Annotated in this window: 20 protein-coding genes and 1 pseudogene; 10 read left to right on the plus strand and 11 right to left on the minus strand. The window is 64.6% G+C overall.

The genetic code is table 11. The annotated features are described in order from the left end of the window. Positions 1-92 precede the first annotated feature (92 nt). Positions 93-350 (minus strand): annotated as a pseudogene (locus GGD61_RS36410) (SH3 domain-containing protein); the annotation flags it as partial. Between the two features lie 170 nt (positions 351-520). Further along, on the minus strand, positions 521-2,443 hold the full coding sequence (locus GGD61_RS36415) for an FAD-binding monooxygenase (protein WP_183232132.1): 1,923 nt from the start codon (positions 2,441-2,443) through the stop codon (positions 521-523). Positions 2,444-2,541: 98 nt separating this feature from the next. Here GGD61_RS36415 and GGD61_RS36420 point away from each other — a divergent pair, with 98 nt between their 5' ends. Then, on the plus strand, positions 2,542-3,006 hold the full coding sequence (locus GGD61_RS36420) for a MarR family winged helix-turn-helix transcriptional regulator (protein WP_026202849.1): 465 nt from the start codon (positions 2,542-2,544) through the stop codon (positions 3,004-3,006). Positions 3,007-3,125: 119 nt separating this feature from the next. Further along, on the plus strand, positions 3,126-3,557 hold the full coding sequence (locus tag GGD61_RS36425; protein ID WP_018322953.1) for a hypothetical protein: 432 nt from the start codon (positions 3,126-3,128) through the stop codon (positions 3,555-3,557). A gap of 10 nt (positions 3,558-3,567) precedes the next feature. On the opposite strand, the gene GGD61_RS36430 is transcribed toward GGD61_RS36425, so the two are convergent. The 3 genes from GGD61_RS36430 to GGD61_RS36440 form a co-directional block, all read right to left on the minus strand. Continuing rightward, a complete protein-coding gene (locus GGD61_RS36430; RefSeq protein ID WP_183232133.1) occupies positions 3,568-3,750 on the minus strand; it encodes a hypothetical protein in 183 nt (60 codons plus the stop codon). 17 nt (positions 3,751-3,767) lie between these two features. Beyond that, positions 3,768-4,754, minus strand: coding sequence for a hypothetical protein (locus tag GGD61_RS36435; RefSeq protein ID WP_183232134.1), 987 nt, complete (start codon positions 4,752-4,754; stop codon positions 3,768-3,770). Positions 4,755-4,865: 111 nt separating this feature from the next. Beyond that, positions 4,866-5,462 (minus strand): L,D-transpeptidase, encoded by a 597-nt coding sequence (locus GGD61_RS36440; RefSeq protein WP_177237477.1) that lies wholly within the window; start codon positions 5,460-5,462, stop codon positions 4,866-4,868. A 370-nt stretch (positions 5,463-5,832) separates the two neighbouring features. On the opposite strand from GGD61_RS36440, the gene GGD61_RS36445 reads away from it, so the two are divergent. Together GGD61_RS36445 and GGD61_RS36450 are read left to right on the plus strand one after the other, a co-directional pair. After that, positions 5,833-6,876 carry a hypothetical protein gene (locus GGD61_RS36445; RefSeq protein WP_092262002.1) on the plus strand — a complete coding sequence of 348 codons (1,044 nt, stop codon included), beginning with the start codon at positions 5,833-5,835 and terminating at the stop codon, positions 6,874-6,876. Between the two features lie 369 nt (positions 6,877-7,245). Next, the gene (locus GGD61_RS36450; RefSeq protein WP_092262001.1) at positions 7,246-7,476 is read left to right on the plus strand and encodes a DUF6894 family protein; all 231 of its coding nucleotides are present in this window, start codon (positions 7,246-7,248) and stop codon (positions 7,474-7,476) included. Here GGD61_RS36450 and GGD61_RS36455 read toward each other — a convergent pair whose 3' ends face one another. Further along, positions 7,477-8,262 (minus strand): SDR family NAD(P)-dependent oxidoreductase, encoded by a 786-nt coding sequence (locus tag GGD61_RS36455; protein WP_092262071.1) that lies wholly within the window; start codon positions 8,260-8,262, stop codon positions 7,477-7,479. It lies immediately after the preceding gene. 130 nt (positions 8,263-8,392) lie between these two features. Between GGD61_RS36455 and GGD61_RS36460 the strand changes: the two genes are divergently transcribed. Both GGD61_RS36460 and GGD61_RS36465 read left to right on the plus strand, forming a co-directional pair. Next, on the plus strand, positions 8,393-8,782 hold the full coding sequence (locus GGD61_RS36460) for a hypothetical protein (RefSeq protein ID WP_092262000.1): 390 nt from the start codon (positions 8,393-8,395) through the stop codon (positions 8,780-8,782). 108 nt (positions 8,783-8,890) lie between these two features. After that, a complete protein-coding gene (locus GGD61_RS36465; protein ID WP_092261999.1) occupies positions 8,891-9,142 on the plus strand; it encodes a hypothetical protein in 252 nt (83 codons plus the stop codon). A gap of 19 nt (positions 9,143-9,161) precedes the next feature. On the opposite strand, the gene GGD61_RS36470 is transcribed toward GGD61_RS36465, so the two are convergent. The 5 genes from GGD61_RS36470 to GGD61_RS36490 form a co-directional block, all read right to left on the minus strand. Next, positions 9,162-9,347 (minus strand): hypothetical protein, encoded by a 186-nt coding sequence (locus GGD61_RS36470; protein WP_091956924.1) that lies wholly within the window; start codon positions 9,345-9,347, stop codon positions 9,162-9,164. Positions 9,348-9,524: 177 nt separating this feature from the next. After that, positions 9,525-9,806: a cell division topological specificity factor MinE gene (minE, locus tag GGD61_RS36475; RefSeq protein ID WP_018322944.1), complete on the minus strand. Its 282-nt coding sequence runs from the start codon at positions 9,804-9,806 to the stop codon at positions 9,525-9,527. Further along, positions 9,803-10,618: a septum site-determining protein MinD gene (gene minD / locus GGD61_RS36480; protein ID WP_018322943.1), complete on the minus strand. Its 816-nt coding sequence runs from the start codon at positions 10,616-10,618 to the stop codon at positions 9,803-9,805. The genes minE and minD overlap by 4 nt, the downstream gene beginning before the upstream one ends. Before the next feature lie 19 nt (positions 10,619-10,637). Further along, positions 10,638-11,336, minus strand: a complete 699-nt coding sequence (minC, locus tag GGD61_RS36485; RefSeq protein WP_018322942.1) for a septum site-determining protein MinC — start codon at positions 11,334-11,336, stop codon at positions 10,638-10,640. Positions 11,337-11,560: 224 nt separating this feature from the next. Further along, positions 11,561-12,577, minus strand: coding sequence for an ABC transporter substrate-binding protein (locus GGD61_RS36490; RefSeq protein WP_092261998.1), 1,017 nt, complete (start codon positions 12,575-12,577; stop codon positions 11,561-11,563). Positions 12,578-12,677: 100 nt separating this feature from the next. Between GGD61_RS36490 and GGD61_RS36495 the strand changes: the two genes are divergently transcribed. From GGD61_RS36495 to GGD61_RS36510, 4 genes are all read left to right on the plus strand, one after another. Then, the gene (locus GGD61_RS36495; protein WP_092261997.1) at positions 12,678-13,325 is read left to right on the plus strand and encodes a TetR/AcrR family transcriptional regulator; all 648 of its coding nucleotides are present in this window, start codon (positions 12,678-12,680) and stop codon (positions 13,323-13,325) included. 83 nt (positions 13,326-13,408) lie between these two features. Continuing rightward, positions 13,409-14,179, plus strand: a complete 771-nt coding sequence (locus GGD61_RS36500) for an ABC transporter permease (protein WP_092261996.1) — start codon at positions 13,409-13,411, stop codon at positions 14,177-14,179. A 25-nt stretch (positions 14,180-14,204) separates the two neighbouring features. After that, entirely contained in the window at positions 14,205-15,242 is a 1,038-nt protein-coding gene (locus tag GGD61_RS36505) for an NAD(P)-dependent oxidoreductase (protein ID WP_092262070.1), read from the plus strand. After that, positions 15,229-16,050 (plus strand): GNAT family N-acetyltransferase, encoded by an 822-nt coding sequence (locus GGD61_RS36510; RefSeq protein WP_092261995.1) that lies wholly within the window; start codon positions 15,229-15,231, stop codon positions 16,048-16,050. The genes GGD61_RS36505 and GGD61_RS36510 overlap by 14 nt, the downstream gene beginning before the upstream one ends. Positions 16,051-16,052 lie beyond the last annotated feature (2 nt).

Below are 16,052 nucleotides of genomic sequence, written 5' to 3' on the forward strand. Positions count from 1 at the left end.
CAACTCGCTACGACAAACTTGCCAGAAATTTCTTGGCTGCCGTCCACCTCGCCGCCATCGTCGCATATTGGATCAATTGAGTCTGAACCCTAGTGATTGCGATAGAGATATTCGAGATATTGCGACGACACCCAGCCGCGATCATCGGAGAAGCTGACGTCGCACCAGGCATTGCCGCGCAGGCAGCCATGGATGTTGACGCGGGCGCCCCCGGGGATGCGATCGACCAGGGGAAAGCCTGAACCCGGCCCGGCGCGCAGGCCGGTCGAGACCGTGACGATGCCCGGCGCGGCCAATGCGGCTGTTGGCGCGAGCAGCAATGCGGCAACCAAAACGCTCTTGAATGTCATGGCGTGTTCCTCCTCTTTCGAGTCGGAACGCGCGGGCAGAACAGGCGTTCCGCGCATGGCGCGCCCATCCATCGAAAGATTGAAACGCATGCCGCGCGCGGTTCAATATTCATCTGCCATTCATCGACGCAACGCGTAAGCGGCGCTGGCGGACCGTCAGTCGACTGCAATCAGTTGACCTGCAACATGAACGCGTCGAAGTACGATGCAAGCCCGGCAAAGTCAGAGAGCGGCAGCACGTTCGCGACATACTGGTCCGGGCGCACCACGACCATGCAGCCGGCTTTCCGATCGATGCCGCGCATGGCGAAAACGTCCTGCCCGCTCTTGAAGTCCGGACAGAACATCTTTTCGTAGTCGTACAAGCCGTAACGGCCTTTGCTCGGAAGCAACATGGGCGGCATCGCCTCGATCGCGAGTTCTCGATGATCCTGCTGAAACACCGCGCGCAGATCGATCACGCTGTCGATGTCGGAGCTTCGGGTCGTGTATCGCCGGGTCGGAGATTTCGGGGATTCCGCGAGAAAATTGCACAATTTACGAATGGCCGAGTCCGACGCTGCGGGATTTTCAGCAGGCGAAAACGCATAGATGCGGAAGCGGCCATCAGCCTGCGCGGCGTGGCCGAGATGAAACGGTTTGGCATCCGCCAGCCGGATCACCGGGGCGGAATGGAAGCGCTTGCCGATGACGAGGCCTTGCGCGAGGTGCTGATGCGAGGCTGCACCAGTGAGGATCGATGGCGCGTAATGTGTCGCCGTACCCGCGGTGTAGCGGCCATGCCTGACAAAATAGTCCTGCGTCCTGGCGGCGTCGGCGCCGCCCGCTTTTGCTGACGAAGCCAGAATCCCCGCCCACTCGCGATCGAAATCGATCAGCTCTTTCGCAACCGCCTGACGCTCCGCCGAATAGGAATGCAGCAGGTGTGGGGCGCACTGCTTCCGGAGGACGGCGGCAAGCTTCCAGCCGAGATTGAAGGCATCCTGCATCGAGACGTTCATGCCCTGCCCGGCTTTCGGACTGTGGGTATGACAGGCATCGCCGGCGATGAAGATGCGCGGCAGGCGCGTTGCGATTTCCGCTTCCGGCACGTCGTCGAACTTGTCGGCGAGACGCTGGCCGATCTCGTAGACCGACCACCAGGCGATCTCCTTCACGTCCAGCGTATGGGGCTTCAGGATCCTCTGCGCTTTCGCAATCACGTCATCGGCGGTGATGTTGCGGCTGGCGACGCGCTCGCCGACATCGAGCTTGGCGAGCTCGACATAGATGCGGACCATGTAGCCGCCTTCGCGCGGAATGATCAGCAGACTGCCGTCCTTCGCCGATTGGATCAGCGACTTGAAGCGGATGTCCGGAAAATCGGTCACCGCCAGCACGTCCATCACGCCCCAGGCGTGGTTGGCGGAATCGCCATGCAGCTCGCGCCCGATCGACTTGCGCACGGTGCTGCGCGCGCCATCGCAGCCGACGACATAGCGCGCCTTGATCGTCTCGACCTTGCCCTCGCTTCCGACATCAACGCGTTCGAGGCGCGCGGTCACGGCATGGTCGGCCGGACCCGCGTCTGGATCGACCTCGAGGTCGAGCAGGCGGCGGCTGTAATGTGGCGCGAGCTTGGCCGGCGATTTGCGCATCACGTCGAGAAAGCCGTCATGGACGCGCGCCTGGTTGAGGATGACATGCGGAAATTCGGACAGGCCGTCCTCGACGTCCTGCACCCTTCCGCTGCGGACGATGGTCTCGGGCAGGCGCTCGTCCGGCTTCCAGAATGTCGTCTCGTTGACCCAATAGGCCTCCTTCAGCACGCGCTCGCTGAAGCCGTAGGCGTGAAACATTTCCATGGTGCGGCAGGCGATGCCATCGGCCTGCCCGACCAGCAAGCGATCCGGCTTCTGCTCGACGATGCAGGTCTTGATGTCGGGGAATTGCGCGAGCTGGGCAGCGAGCGTGAGGCCCGCAGGACCACAGCCGACGATGAGGACATCGACCTCGCCAGGCACGGCGCCCGCCGCGCCCGGGGCCTGAACGCGCTCGGCGGGGTCGGCGATGTCAGGGTCGCCCGGCTGAAATCCATTCAGATGGAATTGCATGAGCCTCTCCCGTCAACCTGTTTTGATATTGCTCAGTATGCTGACTATCAGTATACTTGTCAACGATCGCGCACCGCCCCGCCTTTGAGGAGAATTCGGTGAAAGACAACAACGACATGCCCGGGCATTTGGCGCGCCGGTTCCAGCAGATCGCCGTCGCGGTGTTCCTGGCCGAGGTCGAGGATGCCGGCTTCGATCTCACGCCGGTGCAATACGCCGCGCTCGCGACCATCAAGGCCAATCCGGGGCTCGACCAGGTGACGCTTGCAGGCTTGATCGCCTATGACCGCACCACCATCACCGGCGTGATCGACCGCCTCGTGCAGAAGGGACTGGCCGAGCGCCGCGCCTCCAGCCGCGATCGCCGCGCCCGCGAGCTCGAGATCACCGACGAAGGCCGGCGCACGCTGCGCAAGATCACCCCGGCCGTGGAATCGGCCCAGCGCATCCTGCTGCGTGGCCTCAGCGCAAAGGAGGGCGAGGATCTGATGCGGCTGCTGCGCAAGGCGATTGCCGCCGGCAACGATCTGAGCCGCGCACCGCTGCGCGAAACTCCGGTATGATACGGTATGTTTGCCTGCAATTGTCGCAGGGCTGCGAAACCTTGAACTAACCTTCGGCTGCTACGGTCCGCAACATTCTGCGCTTAACGCGCGATTAACTTTGCGCTTCGGGGGTTCGGATGTTCAGGTTTCTCATCGCGGCCGCGGCCATCGCACTCACGTCAGGCCATGCGCTCGCAAACGGCCATGGCGGCGGCGACCCTCCTCCGCCCAAGCCCGAAGCGACGGTCGCGCCGGCGAAGGTTGTTCTGACCAAGCAGGGACCCAAGCTCGTCGATCTCAAGGGCATGACGCTCTACACTTACGAGCGCGACACCACGGGAAAGACGTCGAACTGCAACGGCAAGTGCACCGAGAGCTGGGTGCCGCTCGCCGCGACGGCCGACGCCAAAGCGGTCGGCGACTTCACCGTGATCAGCCGCGACGACGGCAGCAGGATGTGGGCGTACCGCTATCGCCCGCTCTACACCTCCCCCGCCGACAAGACGCCGGGTGAAGCCAACGGCAATGCGACGACGCTGCAATGGCGCGTTGCGCGGCCTGAGAACTAGAGCGAGATCGTCATTGGTTGTCGCGACCGGTCGGGCCGGCCAGTTCGTTCGGAACGGGCCTGAAGGCCGGCATATCTGCGTTCGGCTGAAGCGGCTTGATCTCGGCATCCACCACCACGGGCCCGGTCGCGAACCAGAGCACCGCCACGGCCGCGATTGCCAATCCCGCGCCAAGCGCCGCAAGCTCTTTCATGTCTCTGTCCCAAGCGATCAGTTGCTGAGGATGACGCCATGTTGGTGGCGCGACGGATGATCGGCATCGACCAGCGTGTTCGGATCGGTCGCGATCACGGCTTCCGGTAGCGGCATCGGCTCGAGGCCGGCGAAGCGGCGGTAGATCGCGCCCATGACAGCCCCGCAGAATGCTGCCGGCACCACGAGAAAGGCAAGCAGTGGCACCGCGAACGCAAGCAACAGTATGCAGGCGAACGCCGCAACGCCGCCAATCGCCGCGTACTCCCATGCGTTGCGGCGGCTCATCGCTCGCGCGGCGTGGTGAACGCAGAGCATGAAGATGCTCGAAGGAATGACAGAGATTACCATCATGACCATGAAGGTCTGCGCCGGGATCACCGCCGCGAAGATATGTGCGGTGCTCTTGTCGCCGAAACCGTTCATCAGCAGCGGCACCAACGTGTAGGGCAGCAGAGTTGCGAGCACCGTCGGTATCAGCGCGGCGATGATGATGCCCGCGAAGGACGTGCGGACGCGGACCGGCCCGTTGAACGCCAGCGGCAGCCGCTTTCCTGACGCGTCGGCAGCGGAAGCATCCACGGCTGCGCGCGCAACAGGGCTCAGCCCGGCGAACTGGCCGTAGAGGAAGCCACCGATCATTCCCGCAATGGTCGGCAACAGTCCGATCGTCATCACTGTGCCGTCGCCGGGCGCCGTCAGCTGGATGTGGTTGCGGATCGCAATGCCGTAGCTCACCGCCGCCATGACGCCGCCCATCAGGCCGTAGGCGAGCCGGCTGGAGACCGTCCATTGCCGCAGCACAATATGTCCGGCGAACAGCAAGGTGGCGTTCATCGCCATGCGGCCAGCATACAGCACCAGGATCTGATCCGGCGCGGGCACCCCCACCGGATCTTTCACCTGTCCGCCCGCGAGGGCGTAGACCAGCAGCACGGCTTCGACGATGGCCAGCGGAATCAGCGCTGCGAACAACGCGCGCGGCGAATTCTTCACGAGATACATGCGAGCAACCCCTTGCTCGCTGCACGCTAGGCGCGAGACGTTAGAGACCGCGCAAGACAATGGCTAAAATTGTCCGCAAGCAGCGCGCCGGACGTGCACGCCTGCGAGCCTTCACCCGCGCCAGCGCGCGCCCGTCTCCGCCTGCGCGTTCTGCCCGGGCGGCAGCACCACGACCATCGAATTGAGCTTCACCCGGTCGTAGAGATCGATCACGTCCTCGTTGCGCATCCGGATGCAGCCGGACGAGATCGCCTGTCCGATATATTCCGGCTGGTTGGTGCCGTGGATGCGGTAGAGCGTGTCCTTGTTGCCGGAATAGAGATAGATGCCCCGCGCGCCCAAGGGATTGGCGGGACCGCCGGGAACGCGCGCCGGATACGGCCCGAGCCGCGCCTGGATATCTGCTGTCGGAACCCAGTCCGGCCATTCCGCCAGACGGCCGACCCGCGCGACGCCGGAGAACGCCATGGCTTCCTCGCCGACCGCGACCCCGTAGCGGATCGCCTTGCCCCCAGGCAGCACGTAATAAAGGTAGCGTGCGTCGGTATCGACCAGAATGGTACCTGGTTGCTCCTTGCGCTGGTAGTCGACGACGTGACGGAGATATTGCTCGGGCACATTCGCTTGCGCGTAAGGCGTGTGCGCAAGCAACTGCCGGTCGCGCGGCGTCATGCTCGCGTCGGTCGACGGCGAAAGCGTGGCCTGCATGCAGCCGCCCAGCGGCAGCAAGGCAACGACGAACAAAGCGATTAAAGATCTTGGCACCGCCGGCCCCCGATAGCGGATAGCAGCGCCCCCAGCATCCCCAGATGCTGCCAAAATCGTGCTGAAAACAAGGCAGCGCGGAACACGTGCGCGTGTTCAACAAAAGGGGTTCCATCACCACAAACGGCGGAAGACAGTCGCATCATCTCCATCCCCTCGCCTTGCTTTGGTCAAACCCGGCTGGACTCGTGCGTCATCATGCGAGGCCCATCCGGTTGGGATGGGCTCGCCCCAATAGATCGGCTCGCGCCAATGCGGACGACCAGTATTTCAAGCGCCCGGCCTTCGAACACCGGGCTTCAAAGGAGCTGCGATGCTCGCGACGCTGAACCCCAAGCAAATCGTCGATGAGATCGTGAAGGACACGGTCAAGGACAACGATCCGCACGACGCGATTCAGATTTCGCCCGACATTGTGCTGGCCTCGCGCCCCGTCAGCGTTGCGCCCGCGCTCGCGCCTGACATCGCGACGCGTCCGGAGCCGAAATTCGCGCCGGAGCCCAAACCCTTGCTCGATCGCAAAATCTCCATTGAGCCCAAATTCAGTCCCGTCTCGGAGCCGCAGGCGGCGCCTCCGCCCTCTGTCGACACGGCCGTCCGTGTCGCGGCGAGCGATGGTCTCGGTCCGCGGAAGCGATCCGCCGCAGGCAAGTGGCTGCGCGGCGCTTTCGTCACGTTTCTGTTTGCAGGCGGCAGTGCAGCCGCCACCATCGCGTGGGAGAAGCACGGCGACACCGCCAAACAGATGCTCGCCGAATGGACACCGGCATTGACGTCGCTGCTGCCGTCGACATCGCAGACCGCGCCGGTCGCTGCCGCACAGGCCGCGCCGCCCGCGGAACAGGCCGCCCCGCCCGTAGCGCAACCGGCAACCGATCAAACGGCCGATCAATCTGCGACGCCACCCGCAGTCCAGGTCGCGGCCGCCACGCCCGCAGCGACGCAGCCCGATGCAGCACAGTCGGTGCAAGCGATGACGCGCGACCTCGCCGCGATGGCGCAGCAGATCGAAACGCTCAAGGCCAACATCGCCGAGTTGAAGGCCGGACAGGAGCAGATGGCGCGCGAGATGGCAAAACCGCCTGCGCCGAAGCCGGTAGCTGAGGTCAAGCCCGTTGATCCGCGCGCACGTGCTGCTGCGGTCCCACCGCGAGCTCCGTCACCGCCGCCGGTTCGCAAACCGAAGCCGGTCGTGTCGCACACCTACATGCCGGCCTATTCGCCCGCGCCGCTCGCAGCTCCGCCGCCGCCTTCGCAGGCTGCCGCGATGCCGCCGCCGGCCGCACCTGTTACCACGACCCAAGCAGTTGCCGATGACGACGGACCGGTCGTGCGTCCGCCGATGCCGTTGCGCTAGACTGAGACCGCGCAAGCAGCGCGCTGCGACCACTCGCGTACGCTGTCCGAGTCGATGTGATGCGTTGAGTCCGGACAATTACGGAAAGCGATTTTTCTCGCTCAAGAGAAAAGGCCGTCGGGATCTATGCCGGCGGCCTTCTCTTGCAGCTGCCGGTTCCCGGAGCCCGGTTCCGCTGCAATTCCATGCCTTATGATCACGCCAACATATTTAATTAAATGTTAAGGCCGCCACACGTTGCACATCATTTCTGCGCCATAAGCACAGAGATTGCGCGGTCCGTTCATCGGTAGATGTCGACTCAGTGGTACCATCCGACATGTGTTGAGACTTCCACTGAAGCTCATCTCGTCACACCGGGGAATTCGGATGCCGTACTACTCTTTCGATCTTGTGGTTGGTGGAGAGTTCAGGAACCAGGGCGGAATCATCCTCGAAGACATCGAGGTTGCCTCCGAGCGTGCCGACCAGCTCGCCACCGAGCTGTCGCAGGTGAAGCCGGAGCTGCAGCAGAAGGGTTGCGCGGTGCGCGTCACTGATCGCGACGACAAAGAGCTTTACCGCACGCCGCTCGATCCCGTGCCGGCCTGGCGCCGCTAACTACTCGTCAAGCGCGGGCGGTTCGAACCAGTTCGTCAGCGACAGTCCGCCGTCGACGACGAAGGCTGCGCCGGTGACGTAAGCGGAGAGCTTGTTCGACAATACGGTGAGCGCCATCGGCGCAAGGTCATTGGCCTCGCCGAGACGCCCGAGCGGAATGTGCCGCGCCAGCGCGGGGTCCGCAACGAACCCGCCGGCGGCGATCGCGCCGGGCACCAGCGCATTGACGCGGATGTCGTGGCGGCCGAACGTCTTGGCCAACTCCTTCACCAGCATCGCCATCGCCGCCTTCGCCGTCGAATAATGCGGCAGGTTGCGCGGCGTGCCCGCATGCAGCGAGGTGAGGAACAGGAACGAGCCCGGCCGCTTCGCCGCGATCAGCCGCTTTGCGAGTTCGCGCGCCAGGTGAAAGCCGGCATCGAGATTGACGGCATGCATCTGCTGCCAGATCCTGCGATCGACCGCGAGCGCATGATCGGCCTCCCGCCGCGGCGGCGAAGCGCTGTGGACGAAATGCGTGATCCCGCCCAACGCTGCGTCCGCGGCGGCAAGCAGCGCGTCGCACGCATCCAATTCGGCGAGATCGCCGACCCAGGGCACCGCCAGCTCGGGCCTCTTGCTCGCGCCGATCGCGGCGTTCACCCGCTCCGCGCTGATGTCGGCGAACACGGTCCGGACGCCCTCGCCGACCAGGGCCTGCGCGATGGCGCGCCCGATGCCGTTGCCCGCGCCGGTGACGAGCGCTGTGTCACTGTTAGGATCGAATGGCGTGCTGAACAGGCTCATGTCGCTCTCCGAGGCCGGGATGCGGGCCACGATAGCGCACCGCGCCGGGGCGCGACAAATTCGCCCCGATACCATTGCGGAGCAGCCCGGCGGACGCTAGCCTCCCAAAAAAATGGAGGAGATACCAAGGATGCGCTACGGTTTCCTGATGGCTGGCCTGTTGCTGATCGCCGCTCCGGCCCAGGCCGAGGACCATCTACGCTCGACCTATGTGACCCTGGTGCTGCAGGCCTTTGCCACCAAGGTCGAATGCCCGGGCACGGACGTCGTCTACCAGGATCTCGTGCAGAAGGCGCAGCAGATGAAGCTGCCCGACGGCACCACGGAGAAGGTGCGCAAGGCAATTGCCTGGATGCATACCGGCGGCAAGATGGGCGAGAAGCAGGACGACGATCTGATGGCCGAGGTCGCGGTGGCGACCCAGGCGACCGATCTCAACCAGCGCCGCCTCGGCATGCCCAACTGGTGCGAGGCCCAGAAGACCAACCTCGCCGGCCTGATCCGGGCCAAGGGCGGCTAGCAAGCCGGCTGTCGCGGCGTTAAGCACACCGCGGCGGAACCCTCGTTTCGGCCAATAATCGTCACATTCCTCGCCAGCATGCGGGCTTTTTCGCACAGGAGAAGCCCAATGCGGATGACGCATCTCATGGTCGCCGGCTTGCTCGCGATGAGCGCAACGGTGGCCGCCCCGGCACAGGCAAAGAATTCCGACGCCCAAAAGGGCGAGGACAAATCGACCTCGTCGTCCTCGTGCAGCGCCTATCAGCAGGCGCCGGACGGATCGTGGGAACAGCTCCCCTGCAAAGAGGCGGGCGAGCGCGGTCAGCCGCAGACGCAGCATCGATCCCCGTCACGGGGGCCGGATCGCGAGGAACGCTGAAGCGTTTATGGCCCAGCGATCAGCTGTGGGCCGGCCCGCGAATGATCTTCATGGCGTCGGCGATGTGACGCCATTCCTTGGCCTCATCGGCCTCGCCGCGGCCCTCGCAGGCCTGGGCCTGCTCAGCGGCCTTCGCAATCGCAGCAAAACCATGCCGTTCGAGCATCTGCCGCGCGACGGTGTGGACCTGGACCTCGGACATCATGGGCGCTCTCCCGTCTGACCAGACCGCAGGCCGCATCGCTCCCGCGGTCGTTCACAACGATTGAGGGCGGGACCTCGTTCCGCACCGTCCCTATGGTCCCAAAACAAAGGCGGCCCGCTATGCCCAGCGGACCGCCTTCTCACCCACCCCAAAGCTGGAGTTCGTCGGCCGCGTCCCCTATGCGACCGCCGCTTTCTTGCGATCGAAGTCGTTGGGCACCTCGATATCGACCTCCAGGGTCGATACGTCGTCGCCACGCTCGAGCCGGACGATGACCTTGGTCGGGTCAAGCGTGACATGCTTGGACACGACGGCGAGAATTTCCTCACGCAGCACCCCGAGCAGATCGGGTTGGCCACGCATTCCGCGTTCATGGGCAAGCAGGATCTGCAGCCGCTCGCGAGCGACGGGTGCAGAGGCCTTTTTGCCGCGGAGAAGCCGAAGCAGACCCATGCTCATGCAGCCCTCCGTCGCAGCAGACGATCCATAAAACGCTTGCGCTCAGTCGGAACCTGCATCGGCACGGTGTCGCCGCACAGCCGGCGCGCCGCGTCGATATAGGCCCGCGCCGGTGCGCCGTCCGCGTTCGACAGCGTCACCGGTGTGCCGACATTGGAGGCCTTCAAAACGTCCTGGCTCTCGGGGATGATGCCGAGCAAGGGCGTTGCGAGGATTTCCAGGATGTCGTCGATGGTCAGCATCTCGCCGCGCGCGGCCCGCGAGGGGTCGTAGCGGGTGATGAGAATGTGCTTCTCGACGCGCTCGCCCTTCTCGGCCCGCACCGTCTTGGAATCGAGCATGCCGATGATGCGGTCGGAATCGCGCACCGAAGAGACTTCCGGATTGGTGACGATCACGGCCTCGTCGGCAAAGCGCATCGCCATGGAGGCGCCGCGCTCGATGCCGGCGGGGCTGTCGCAGATCACCCAGTCGAAACGGCTGCGCAGATCGTCGATGACCTTGCCGACGCCCTCTTCCGTCAGCGCATCCTTATCGCGGGTTTGCGAGGCTGGGAGCAGCCAGAGGTTTTCCAGCCGCTTGTCCTTGATCAGCGCCTGCGGCAGCTTTGCAACGCCCTGCACCACGTTGATGAGGTCGAACACGACGCGGCGTTCGGCGCCCATCACGAGGTCGAGGTTGCGCAGGCCGACGTCGAAGTCGACGACGACGACCTTGTCGCCGCGTTGCGCCAACGCGGCCCCCAGCGCGGCGGTCGTCGTGGTCTTGCCGACGCCCCCCTTGCCTGATGTCACGACCAGTACCTTTGCCATTTCTGAAATCTCCTTCTGGTCAGTTCAGCGCGGTAATTCGCATGGTGTTGCCCTGCAGCCAGGCCTGGGCCGGCTTGCCGCGCAGGGCCTCGTCGATATCGTCGGCGGTCTGATAAAACCCATCGATTGCAAGCAGTTCGGCTTCGATCTTCTGGCAATAGATGCGCGCGCTCGTGCGACCGTTCACGCCCGCCATGGCGCGGCCGCGTAGCGCGCCATAGACGTGGATGGAACCGCCGGCGACGACTTCGGCACCCGAGCCGACCGAGCCGAGGATGGTGACGTCGCCTTCGGGAAAGATCACGGTCTGGCCCGATCGAATTGGGTTCTCCAGCAGCAGCGATGTCGGCTTGGCCTCGGACTTCGTCTCGGCCTTCTTCGGCGCGTTCGGCTCGATCACGCAGCTGCGCCCGCCCGAGAGCAGCGGCGGCATCATCGGGGTCAGCCTCGCCTCCTCCACGCCCTCGATGCCGAGCACGCGGATGTTGCGGTCCTGAAGGCTGGTGAGCAGATGGCCGATCCCGGACTGGCTGAGGTCGACCGAGGACAGGTCGATCACCACGGGACGGCCGGCAAAGAAGCCCGGCGAGCGCGCAATGGTGGCATCGATCTCGTGCAGCCAGTCCTGCACCGGAACCGTCGGCGTAAACACGAAGGCCACATAAGAGCGCCCGCGCAGGCGCACCATTTGGCGTTGAGGTTTGACTGCAGCCTCCATATCGGCCGACTCGTTCCCTGTTATTGAATGGTTAACGATGCGGCGGATATGGTTAACGGCCGGTTAATTTCTCCGTGGGTTACCCGTCCCAAACTGTCATCGCCCGCGAAGGCGGGCGATCCAGTACTCAGAGACCCTATGGGTTCGTCGAAAGGCCGCGGCGTACTGGATGCCCCGGTCAAGCCGGGGCATGACACCGCTGTGTGGGGGCCAAGATGCCCCCCCTACTTCTTCACCTTGCTCGCATCCATCTTGATGTTCGGATCCAGCATCTTGGTCGTGAACGCCGTCGTCACATCAAACGGCTTCTCCATGCCGAGATAGGTCTGGACCAGCTCGTAGTCCTTCTTCATCCGCTCGCCGTCGATCCAGCCGAGACCCTTGGTGGTGGTGAACTCGTCCGTCATCAGGAACTTGATGCGCTCCCACTGGCGCTCCTGGTTCGCGCGGTCGAGACCGGAGACCTGGTCGAGCAGCGCTTTCAGGCACGGCGCGACGTCGGCAACGCAGGCCGCAAAGGCCTTCTGCGTGACGCGCACGAACTCTTCGACGACCTTCGGATTCTTCTGCAAGTAGGGGCCGTTGACGATCAGCGAATTGCCGTAAGGGTTGAGCCCGATGTCCTTCCAGTTGACGTAGCCAAGGTCCTGGCCGAACTCGATTACCTTCAGATCGTGCTCATTGTAGAAGTCGCTGATGATGTCGACGGTGTGGCTCTTCAATGCCGCGATCTTCGCGGTCGGCCCGACATTGACGAAGCCGACGGCATCGGGCGCAAGCCCGGCGGCCTTGGCAAACGCCGGCCACATCACGCGCGAGGCATCGCCGGGCGGATTGCCGATCTTGTGGCCGGCAAAGTCCTTGACGCCGTTCACGCCGTAGCTCTTCAGCCAGTAGAAGGTTTGCCCGGTATTAGCATAGACGCTCATCACCGCGACGGTGTCGGCGCCCTTGCTCTTGGCCACCAGCATGGTGGCGAGATCGGCGACGCCGAAGGGCGAGCCGCCGGAGCCGACCTTGGCGGCAGAGACGCCGGAGCCCTTGCCGGTTTCGATCGTGAGGTCGATGCCCGCTTTCTCGTACCAGCCTTGCGCCTTGGCATAATAATACGGCGCGTGATCGGCCGTCGGCGTCCAGTTCAGGATCAGATTGACCGCTTCGCCCGCATGCGCGGGCGCCGCGGCTGCACCGAGCATCAGGGTCAAGACCAGGGCCGAGCCCGCCGCCTGCAAACGCTTCATCGCATCTCTCCTCGTTGCCGCGACCCGGCTTGTCGCTCTCCCCTTGTGAGGATACCAATGCAACAAGCCCGCCCTCAACTTGTCAACTGTTTGGTTGGAAATGCCCGCAAAACGATCTGGCGACACCGTGCCGCAGCGCCGCGACCCCGTCGCCACCCGCAACAAGCTGCTGACCGCGGCGCGCCTGGAATTTGCCCGGCACGGCTTTGCGGGCGCCCGCGTCGACGAGATCGCCGAGCGCGCCGGCGTCAACAAGCAGCTCGTCTACCACTATTTCGGCGACAAGGACGCGCTCTACCTCGCCGTACTCGAATGGGTCTATGAGGACATCCGCGAGCAGGAGCGCAGGCTCAATCTCGAAGGCCTGCCGCCGGAGAAGGCGATCCGCAAGCTGATCGAGGCTTCGTTCGACCATCTGGCCGCACACCCTGATTTCATCGTGCTTTTAAACGACGAGAACCGCGGCGGCGCCCGCCACGTCCGCGGCTCGACGCGGCTGGAAGCGATGCACTCCCCGCTGGTGAAGAGCGTCTCCCACATTCTCAACGAGGGGGTGCGCGCGGGCGTGTTCCGCAAGGGCGTCGACCCCGTCCAGCTCTATATCTCCATTGCGGGCCTCAGCTATTTCTTCTTCTCCAACACGCCGACACTGTCGGCGATCTTCGGCAAGGACCTGTCGAGCCGCACCGCACGGCGCGCCCGCCGCCGCCATGTCGCCGATTTGGTACTGCAGTCGCTCCGGCCCTAATCAACCAACTGGTTGAAACTTCCCCGGAAGGCGGCTAGGCTTGCGACCTGCGGCATCGCCGCCGCGCCAACAGGGAGCAATCGGTGGCAGGAGACAGCGCACGCGCCTCGCGCAGCTTTGCGATCATCCTGATCGTGCACCTCGGCGTGCTCGTGCTCTGGCAGGTCGCGGTCGATGCCTTTCACTTGCCGAAATTCATCCTGCCCTCCCCGCTGGCGACGGTGCAGACGCTGGGAACCGCGAGCTACGCCTGGGGCGCCAATACGCTGGTGACAGCGGTCGAGATCCTCGGCGGCTTCGCGCTCGGCGCCTTCGTCGGCGTCGCGCTGGCCGTGATCTTCAGCTGGGCGCCGCTGCTCAGCCTCGTGCTGCTGCCGCTGTTCGTGACGCTGAACATGATCCCGAAGGTCGCGCTCGGCCCGCTCTTCATCGTCTGGTTCTCCTACGGCATCATCCCGAACATCCTGATCGCCTTCAGCATCTGCTTCTTTCCGATCCTGCTCACCACCGCGCGGGGCCTGCGCGAGGTCGAGCCGGACCTGCTCGATCTCGTCAAATCCCTGCGCGGCTCGCGCTGGACGCTGTTCCGCAAGATCCAGCTGCCGGGATCGCTGCCTTACGTGTTCTCCGGCATGAAGGTCGGCGCCATCCTGGCGGTTGCCGGCGCCATCGTCGGCGAGTTCATCGCCTCCGAGCGCGGGCTCGGCTACCTCATGATCCAGGTGCAGTCGGCGCTCGACACACCCGCGATGGTGATGGCCGTCGTGCTGCTGACGCTGCTCGGGGTCGCTCTCTACGGCCTCGTCCTGATCCTCGAACGCATGTTCGTGGTCGGTGACGCAAGGCAAACCTGACAACGGCAGAACCAAGGACAAATCCATGCTGCTCACCCGCCAGACGCTGCCGAAGACCATCCCCGATATCGCAGCCCTCGACGAGCTGCTGTGCCGTCCGACGCAAGCGCTGATCGACGACCTCGCCAAGGTCGAGGGCGACATCATGATCCTCGGCGTCGGCGGCAAGATGGGCCCGACGCTGGCCGGGCTCGCCAAGGCCGCCGCGCCCGATCGCCGGATCATCGGCGTGGCCCGCTTCAGCGACGCCGGCGTGAAGGACTGGCTGCACGCGCGCGGCGTCGAAACCATCAATTGCGACCTGATGGACGAGAAGGCAATTGCGGCGCTGCCGAAGGCGCCCAACATCATCTTCATGGCCGGCCGCAAGTTCGGCGCCGAGGGCGATCTGTCGCTGACCTGGGCGATGAACGCACACGTGCCCGCCCTGGTAGCCCAGGCATTCCCGTCCTCGCGCATTGTGGCGTTCTCGACCGGCTGTATCTATCCTTTCGTCCCTGTCGACGGCAAAGGCTCGACCGAGGACATGGCGCCGAACCCGCCCGGCGAATACGCGCAATCCTGTGTCGGCCGCGAGCGGATGTTCGAGTATTTCTCGCACAAATTCGCAACGCCGGGCCGGCTGTTCCGTCTCAACTACGCGATCGACATGCGCTATGGCGTGCTGCACGACATCGCGACGAAGGTGCTCACGGGCACGCCGATCGACGTCAGCCTCGGTCATGTTAATTTCATCTGGCAGGGCGATGCCTCCGCGCAGGCGCTGCGCTGCCTTGCGCACTGCACCGCGCCGACCTCGCCGATCAATGTCAGCGGCCACGAGATTCTGGCGGTGCGCGATCTCGCGCAAAGATTCGGCACAAGGTTCGGCCGCGCGCCGGTGCTGACAGGCAAGGAAGAGCCGACAGCTTGGCTGACCGACACATCAAGGGCGGTTGACCTGTTCGGCCTTCCGGTCGTCGACACCGAGCAGTTGATCGCCTGGACCGCCGATTGGGTCTCGCGCGCCATGCCGAGCCTCGGCAAGCCCACCAAATACGAGGTGCGCGATGGCCGTTACTGACGCCCCGCACATCGTCCAGCTCGGCGTCGACGACGCGATCGCGGGGCTGGCGTTGTCGACGGAAGCGCACTGGAACCAGACCGACGAGGACTGGCGCATCTTCCTGCGCGACGGCGTCGTGTTCGGCATTCGCGACGGCATGCGGCTGGTCGCAACCGCGGCACTGTTGCCCTATTCCGGCAACAACGCCTGGATCAGCATGGTGCTGGTATCAGGCACGCATCGCCGCCGTGGCCTTGCCACCCGTCTGGTCGACGCCTGCCTGGAGACGGCGCGTCAGAACGGCCTGACCAGCTGGCTCGATGCCACGCCGGACGGCGCCGTCGTCTACGGACCACTGGGGTTCACGCCGACCCTGCAATTGCGCCGCCTGAAGCTGTTGAAGCCAGCGCGGGCCGAAGCGCCGCCATTGTCATCCGGGACACTCGATGCGCTTCGTGCGCGGGACCTGCGGGCCACCGGGTTCGACCGGACCGCCCTCCTCTCCGCCTTCGCACAGCGTTCTGGCTCGCGCATCGTCGGTGCGAACGGCGCCATCGCACTGGTTCGCGACGGCCGGACCGCCCGCCATATCGGCCCGTTGTTGGCCGACAATGCCGCGGCAGCTCTGGCGCTCGTTGACGCGATCGTGCGTTCCGAGACCAGCCCGCTCCTACTCGACGCCGTCGCGTCGCAAGCCGCGTTCCTGGAAGGCTTGACCGCCTCCAGCTGGACCATCGAGCGCCCGTTCCAGCGCATGCGGTTCGGTCCCGCCACCGTCACGGGCGAGGAAATGCCATTCGCCGTCGCCGGCCCTGAATTCGGATAGGA

Source organism: Bradyrhizobium sp. SBR1B (genome assembly GCF_014198205.1).
Taxonomy (GTDB): Bacteria; Pseudomonadota; Alphaproteobacteria; order Rhizobiales; family Xanthobacteraceae; genus Bradyrhizobium.

Excerpts from the sequence above, each read along its gene's own strand:
- GGD61_RS36415 (WP_183232132.1), bottom strand. The coding sequence starts at position 2,443 with ATGCAATTCCATCTGAATGGATTTCAGCCGGGCGACCCTGACATCGCC.
- GGD61_RS36425 (WP_018322953.1), top strand. The coding sequence starts at position 3,126 with ATGTTCAGGTTTCTCATCGCGGCCGCGGCCATCGCACTCACGTCAGGC.
- GGD61_RS36430 (WP_183232133.1), bottom strand. The coding sequence starts at position 3,750 with ATGAAAGAGCTTGCGGCGCTTGGCGCGGGATTGGCAATCGCGGCCGTG.
- GGD61_RS36435 (WP_183232134.1), bottom strand. The coding sequence starts at position 4,754 with ATGTATCTCGTGAAGAATTCGCCGCGCGCGTTGTTCGCAGCGCTGATT.
- GGD61_RS36440 (WP_177237477.1), bottom strand. The coding sequence starts at position 5,462 with ATGCAGGCCACGCTTTCGCCGTCGACCGACGCGAGCATGACGCCGCGC.
- GGD61_RS36445 (WP_092262002.1), top strand. The coding sequence starts at position 5,833 with ATGCTCGCGACGCTGAACCCCAAGCAAATCGTCGATGAGATCGTGAAG.
- GGD61_RS36450 (WP_092262001.1), top strand. The coding sequence starts at position 7,246 with ATGCCGTACTACTCTTTCGATCTTGTGGTTGGTGGAGAGTTCAGGAAC.
- GGD61_RS36455 (WP_092262071.1), bottom strand. The coding sequence starts at position 8,262 with ATGAGCCTGTTCAGCACGCCATTCGATCCTAACAGTGACACAGCGCTC.
- GGD61_RS36460 (WP_092262000.1), top strand. The coding sequence starts at position 8,393 with ATGCGCTACGGTTTCCTGATGGCTGGCCTGTTGCTGATCGCCGCTCCG.
- GGD61_RS36465 (WP_092261999.1), top strand. The coding sequence starts at position 8,891 with ATGCGGATGACGCATCTCATGGTCGCCGGCTTGCTCGCGATGAGCGCA.
- GGD61_RS36470 (WP_091956924.1), bottom strand. The coding sequence starts at position 9,347 with ATGATGTCCGAGGTCCAGGTCCACACCGTCGCGCGGCAGATGCTCGAA.
- minE (WP_018322944.1), bottom strand. The coding sequence starts at position 9,806 with ATGAGCATGGGTCTGCTTCGGCTTCTCCGCGGCAAAAAGGCCTCTGCA.
- minD (WP_018322943.1), bottom strand. The coding sequence starts at position 10,618 with ATGGCAAAGGTACTGGTCGTGACATCAGGCAAGGGGGGCGTCGGCAAG.
- minC (WP_018322942.1), bottom strand. The coding sequence starts at position 11,336 with ATGGAGGCTGCAGTCAAACCTCAACGCCAAATGGTGCGCCTGCGCGGG.
- GGD61_RS36490 (WP_092261998.1), bottom strand. The coding sequence starts at position 12,577 with ATGAAGCGTTTGCAGGCGGCGGGCTCGGCCCTGGTCTTGACCCTGATG.
- GGD61_RS36495 (WP_092261997.1), top strand. The coding sequence starts at position 12,678 with ATGCCCGCAAAACGATCTGGCGACACCGTGCCGCAGCGCCGCGACCCC.
- GGD61_RS36505 (WP_092262070.1), top strand. The coding sequence starts at position 14,205 with ATGCTGCTCACCCGCCAGACGCTGCCGAAGACCATCCCCGATATCGCA.
- GGD61_RS36510 (WP_092261995.1), top strand. The coding sequence starts at position 15,229 with ATGGCCGTTACTGACGCCCCGCACATCGTCCAGCTCGGCGTCGACGAC.